Origin of the sequence: Pseudomonas sp. 3JA (assembly GCF_036961705.1) — a bacterium.
Lineage (GTDB): Bacteria > Pseudomonadota > Gammaproteobacteria > Pseudomonadales > Pseudomonadaceae > Aquipseudomonas > Aquipseudomonas fluorescens_Q.
Genome location: NZ_JBAMDJ010000099.1, coordinates 1 through 1,337, shown reverse-complemented (window position 1 = coordinate 1,337; position 1,337 = coordinate 1). Strand labels below are relative to the sequence as shown.

1 protein-coding gene is annotated in these 1,337 nt (G+C 63.7%); it reads right to left on the bottom strand.

The window, feature by feature from the left end; genetic code table 11:
• Window positions 1–1,337 (bottom strand): RHS repeat-associated core domain-containing protein (locus tag V7773_RS30205; protein ID WP_336076495.1); only part of this gene is annotated, 1,337 nt, incomplete at both ends.

Sequence of the window (1,337 nt, the reverse complement as noted above, 5' to 3'; positions counted from 1 at the left end):
GCCAACCCAATCGGATCCGGCGTCGTAAACCGCCCCACATCCGGATCATAAAACCTGAACGTATTGAAATGCAGCCCGGTTTCCCGATCCAGGTACTGCCCCTGGAATCGCAGGTTCTGCTCTTCGATGTAATACGGCTCGCGCACTTCCTCCAGCGTATTGCCCCACACCCGGTACGTAGCCTGCCAAACGTTGTGCCCGTCGGCTTCGGTGAGTTGTTCCGGCAGGCCGTTGAGGTCGTTGTGGTAGTAGCGGATCTTTTGCAGCGGGCCGCTGCCATCGACGCGGGCCAGGGGTTCGTAGCCGTCGTCTTCGTAGAGGTAGAGGCTGGTTTGCTGGTGGCGGTGTTCCTGCAACAGGCGCAGGCCGTCCCAGGTGAAACGGGTTTCCCCCAGCGGGTAACCATTGCTGTCGTGTTCGGTTTTTTCGATGCGCCGGCCCAGCGGGTCGTAGGCCATTTTCACCACGCTGCCATTGTCGTTGCACACTTCAATCAAGCGGCTTTCGGCGTCGTAGGCGAAGTGTTGCACGCCACGTTTGGCGCTGCGTTTTTCGATCATCCGGCCGAAGGCGTCGTAGCGGTAGCGCTTGTCCTGGTAGGTCAGCAGTTTGTTGTGCACCACCAGCCCGGCGCCGGGGGCCGGGCCGTCCAGCAGGTTGGCGGCGGCGTCGTAGGTGAAGGTCTCGCGTTGGCCGTGCAGGCTGTCCTGGCTGGCGATGATGCGACCGGTGGCGTCGTAGTGCAGTAGCTGGCGCTGTTGTGCGGCGGGTTGCTGGTCGAGTTTGCCGATGAGATTGTCGGCGGGGTCGTACTCGAAGTGTTTTTGCACCGCCGCCGGCAGCAGCGAGGGTTGGCTGCTGTGGCGGCGTTGGCGTGTGCGCAGGCGGCCGCTGCGGTCGTATTCGCTGCGGGTGCTGATCTGGCCTTGGGTGCGCAGCACTTCGCGGTGCAGGCGGTCGCGTTCGAAGTCGCTGATGACCTGGCCGTCGAGGTTGATCTGGTGCAGATGGCCGCTGCCGTAGTACAGGCGGTTGACCCAGCGGCCATCGGGCAGTTGGCTCTGGATCAGGTTGCCGAGTTCGTCGTAGTGGTGCTGCAGGCTGCCGACGGCGCTGTTTTCGGCGAGCAACTGGCCGAGGGTGTCGTAGGCGAAGCTCAGGGTCTGGGCGTTGCCCTGCAGGTCGGTGAAAGTGACGGCGGTGAGTTGGTCCAGCGGGTCGTAGCTGTATTCGGTGCGGCCATCGTCGGTGACCTTGGCGATCAGCCGGCCGACGGCGTCGCGTTCCAGGCGATGGACGATGGGTGCCGGCGGTGTTTCGGGAACGAGCGCCAGGCC